This is a genomic window from Nocardia vinacea NBRC 16497 (assembly GCF_000308835.1).
Classification (GTDB): domain Bacteria; phylum Actinomycetota; class Actinomycetes; order Mycobacteriales; family Mycobacteriaceae; genus Nocardia; species Nocardia vinacea.
The window spans coordinates 1-4,885 of sequence record NZ_BAGN01000349.1 but is presented as its reverse complement, the minus strand read 5'-3'; the positions used below and the strand labels follow the sequence as shown (position 1 = coordinate 4,885).

Annotated in this window: 1 protein-coding gene; it reads left to right on the top strand. The window is 68.7% G+C overall.

Features of this window, described 5'->3' with window-relative positions; genetic code table 11:
* Positions 1-10: 10 nt before the first annotated feature.
* A partial coding sequence (locus ON44_RS34035; RefSeq protein WP_245567450.1) for a type I polyketide synthase occupies positions 11-4,885 on the top strand: 4,875 nt, incomplete at its 3' end.

The following is a 4,885-nucleotide window of genomic DNA, read 5'->3' as shown; positions in this document are numbered from 1 at the left end:
CGCGGCAGCCGTGACCGAGCAGCGGGCTGCCGAACTCGTCGCGACATACGGGGATCGCCTGTCGGTCGCGGCGCTGAACGGTCCGGCCTCGGTGGTGCTGTCCGGTGATCTGGACGCCGTCGAGGCGGCGGAGCTCGAGTTGTCCGGCACTGGTGTCAAGACCTCGCGGTTGCGGGTGAGCCATGCGTTCCATTCGGCCCGGATGGATGCCATGCTGCCCGAATTCCGCGCTGTCGCAGCCGGGTTGACATATCGGGCACCCGCGATCGCGATGGTGTCGAACGTCTCCGGTGCCACCGCGGGCGCCGAGGTGACCGATCCGGAGTATTGGGTCGCCCAGGTGCGCGGATGTGTTCGATTCGCGCCCGGCGTCGACACCCTCGTCGCTGCCGGGGTGCGGAGGTTCGTCGAGGTCGGCCCGGACGCGGTGCTGGCGTCGCTGACACGTCAATGCCTGGCCCGGCACCAGGATGTCGAGGCGGATGCGCTGGTGGCGGCCGCGTCTCGGCGCTCGGTCGACGAGGTGACGCAGTACGTGACGATGTTGGCGCAAGCGCATACCGCCGGTATCCACGTCGACTGGCGCGCATTGTTCGCGGGCCGTTCACTCAGCCGAGTATCCTTGCCCACGTACGCGTTTCAGCGTCAGCGGTACTGGTTGGAGCCTTTCGCCGGTGCTTCGTCGGCGGCGGGAGCGCCCGACCACCCGATCTTGACCGGCGTCGTACCCTTGGCGGGCAAGGACGAATGGCTGTTCACCGCCAGCGTATCGCTGCGGACCCACCCATGGCTCGCCGATCACACGGTTTTCGGCTCGGTGTTGCTGCCGGGCGCAGGATTCGTCGAACTGGCGCTGAGCGCGGGTGCGCGGCTCGATGCCGGTTTTGTCGAGGAACTGCTCCTCGAAGGACCGCTGATGCTCGAGGGCGATACCGCCGTCGATATCCAGGTTGCCGTCGAACCCGCCGACGACGCGGGCCGACGCCGGTTCGTGATCTACTCGCGCGGCATCGCCGAACCTGATGCCATTGCGGCCGAATGGATTTCGCACGCCAGCGGGGTACTGGCCCCCGCTGCGTCGGCCGTGCCCGCGTGGGTCGAGGCGGGACGGCACGGCTCGGCGGACGAGTGGCCGCCCGCCGGGGCGGAACCGGAGCCGCACGACGGGCTCTACGCCCGCCTGGCGGATCTGGGATTGGGCTACGGTCCCGTATTCCAGGGGGTCACCTCGGTCTGGCGCGACGGTGACGACCTCCTCGCCGAGGTCGCCGTCGGCGACGAAAACGGCAGTCCCACCGCGTTGTTCGGGATTCACCCGGCAATGCTCGACGCCGCCTTCCACGCCGCCATCACGGGGCTGGCGCAGGACATGCCGTCGGGGCGGTTGCCGCTACCGTTCTCGTTCGCCGGAGTGCGGTTGTACCGCGCTGGTGCAACGGCGGTCCGGGTTCGACTGACTCGGTTGAGCGCCGGGCGGATCCGGGTCGCCGCGTTCGACGAAACGGGTGAGCCGGTACTGAGCCTGGAATCGCTCACCGCCCGTCCCGTCGATGCCAAGGCGTTGAACAGCAGGGCCGGTCGGCGTGCGTCGCTATCGGACATCGAGTGGGTGCCGGTGTCGACCGGAACTACCGCGGCGGCATCGGTGGCGGTTCTCGGCACCGAACACGTTGCGGGCGTGGCTCATTCGTATGACCGGCTCACCGAACTGCTCGAAGCCGATCAGACTCCGGAGATCGTCGTATGGTCACCGGCCGGGGACACCGATGCCGATACCGCAACGCGCACTCGTGCGTGGGTGCGCGCGGCATTGGAGTTCTTGCAGAGCTGGCAGCGGCAGGAACGGTTGAACGATTCCCGGCTGGTGGTGCTCACGCGCGGTGCTGTCGGCGTAGCGGGCGAGGTGCCGGATCCGGCCGCAGCGGCGGTGCGGGGCATGGTGCGCAGTGCGCAGTTCGAGCACCCGGAGCGGTTCGTGCTTCTCGATGTGCCCGCCGACGTCGATCCGACCGCTGATCTGATCACCGCGGCCGTGCGTTCGGATGAACCGCAGCTCGCCGTCCGCGATGGCGGTTTGCTGGCGCCGCGGTTGCGACGGCAGTCCGGCCCGGCCGCCACCGTCGAGGACGCATTCGGTACCGGTGCGGTGCTGATCACCGGTGGCACCGGTGGTTTGGGCGCGCTGGTAGCGCGCCATATCGTCGAAACACACGGTGTGCGGCGGTTGGTCTTGGTGTCGCGGCGCGGTGAGCGTGCCGAGGGCGCAATGGATTTGGTGTCGGAGTTGACCGCTGCCGGTGCGCAGGTACGGGTCGCGGCATGTGATGTCGGCGACCGTGCGGCCTTGGCGGCGCTGCTGACCGAGTTGTCCGGCGAATTCGCACCGAGCGCGGTGATCCATTCGGCCGGTTTGCTCGACGACGGCACCATCGAGACCCTGTCCGCCGACCAGGTGGACCGAGTACTCACGGCCAAGGCCGACGCCGCCTGGCATCTACACGAGTTGACCAGCGAGCACGATCTGTCGACGTTCGTGCTGTTCTCCTCGATCGCCGGGGTGATCGGTTCACCGGGCCAGGGCAACTACGCGGCGGCCAACGCGTTCCTGGACGCGCTGGCGGCACAGCGACGAGCCGCGGGGCTGCCCGCCGTGTCGATCGCGTGGGGCTCCTGGAACCAGGCCGGCGGGATGACCAGCGGTCTCGGCAGCGCGGCGATGGCGAGGTTGGGGCAGCTGGGCGCGCGTCCGTTGGAGACGGCGGACGGTTTGGCACTGTTCGATCGCGCGCTCGCGGCGAGCGCATCGACGGTGGTCGGCGCCGAATTCGATACCGAGACATTGGCGGCGCAGGCCCGCGACGGATCGCTGCCCCGGATGTTGCACTCGATCGTCTCGGTGCCCGTGCGGCGCACCGCGGACGCGAGCGGCACGTTGGCGCTGCGGCTGGCCGCCGCCCCCGCGCAGGAACGCGAGACGATCGTGCTCGACGTGGTGCGCGAGCAGGTCGCCGGAGTACTCGGGCATATCTCGGGTGAGGAGATCGATCCCACCGCGCCGTTCAACGAGATCGGGTTCGATTCGCTGGCGGGGGTCGAGTTTCGCAACCGTCTCGCCAAGGCCACCGGGGTGCCGTTGCCCTCGACGCTGGTATTCGATTACCCCACGGCCGCGGCCGTGGCGTCGTTCGTGCGATCGCGCGTCGGCGACGTGGACATCGATGCGAACCGCGTCGCCAAACGTCCCGCGCGCCGTATCCGTACCGACGAGCCGATCGCGATCGTGGGGATGAGCTGTCGTTACCCGGGAGGTATCGAATCACCGGAACAGCTATGGGACGTGGTCGCGTCCGGAACCGACGCGATCGGCGAATTCCCGACCGATCGCGGGTGGGATCTCGACCGGTTGTTCCATCCCGATCCCGACCATTCGGGCACGTCTTACCTGCGTCACGGCGGATTCATCTCCGGTGTCGGGGATTTCGATGCCGGGTTCTTCGGTATCGGTCCGCGTGAGGCGTCGGCGATGGATCCGCAGCAGCGGTTGTTGCTGGAGGCGTCGTGGGAGGCGTTGGAGGACGCGGGAATCGACCCGTTCACCCTGCGCGGCAGTGATACCGGCGTCTTCGTCGGCGTCTCCTATCAGGACTACGAGCAGATCGCCAAGGCGGCGGGTCCGGTGGCCGAGGGGTACGTGGGTACCGGTTCGGCGGGCAGTGTGGTGTCGGGTCGGGTGGCGTACACGTTGGGGCTGGAAGGCCCTGCGGTGACAGTGGATACGGCGTGCTCGTCGTCGCTGGTCGCGATCCATCTGGCCTGTCAGTCCCTGCGGCAGGGCGAGAGCTCCCTCGCCTTCGCCAGCGGCATCCAATTGATGGCGACGCCGTTCATGTTCATGGAATTCTCCCGCCAGCGCGGGCTGTCGCGAGACGGACGCTGCAAGGCGTTCTCGGCGTCGGCCGATGGCGTGGGCTGGGCCGAGGGTGTCGGTGTGCTGGTGTTGGAGCGACTCTCGGATGCGAAACGGTTGGGCCACAACGTACTTGCCGTGGTCCGCGGTTCGGCGGTGAACCAGGACGGCGCCTCGAACGGACTCTCGGCACCGAATGGTCCGTCGCAGGAGCGCGTGATCGCGGCGGCACTGGCCGCCGCCGGACTGGATCCGACCGATGTCGATGCGGTGGAAGCACACGGGACGGGCACCCCGCTGGGTGATCCGATCGAAGCGCAGGCGTTGATCGCGGCGTATGGGCAGGGTCGTGCGGAGCCGTTGCGGATCGGTTCGTTGAAGTCGAATATCGGGCATTCGCAGGCGGCTGCGGGTGTGGGTGGGGTGATCAAGGTTGTGCAGGCGTTGCGGCACGAGATGTTGCCGAGGACGTTGCATGTGGACGCGCCGTCGCCGCATGTGGATTGGTCGGCGGGGTCGGTACGGATCCTGACCGAGGCCGAGCCGTGGCCGGGTTCGGTGGACCGGGTGCGGCGCGCTGGGGTGTCGTCCTTCGGCATCAGTGGCACCAACGCGCACATCATCGTCGAAGAAGCACCCGAAGGACCGGAACGGGCCGTGGCGCCGGTCCCGTCGGGTACGCCGCTGGTGGCGGCGGGCAAGGTGCCGGTGCTGGTATCGGCGAAATCCGAAGCGGGACTGCGTGCCCAGGCGGCTCGACTTCATGCCTGGATCTCCGCGCATCCGGAGGCGGAGCCGGTGGACGTGGCCCATGCGCTGCTGACCGCCCGGGCCCGATTGGAGCACCGAGCGACGGTCGTCGCCGCCGATCGAGACGCCATGCTGGCGGGGTTGGCCGAGGTGGCGGCAGGCTCGGCCTCGTCGAACGTGGCCGAGGGCACGCCGGTGCGCGGGAAGATCGCCTTCCTGTTCACCGGG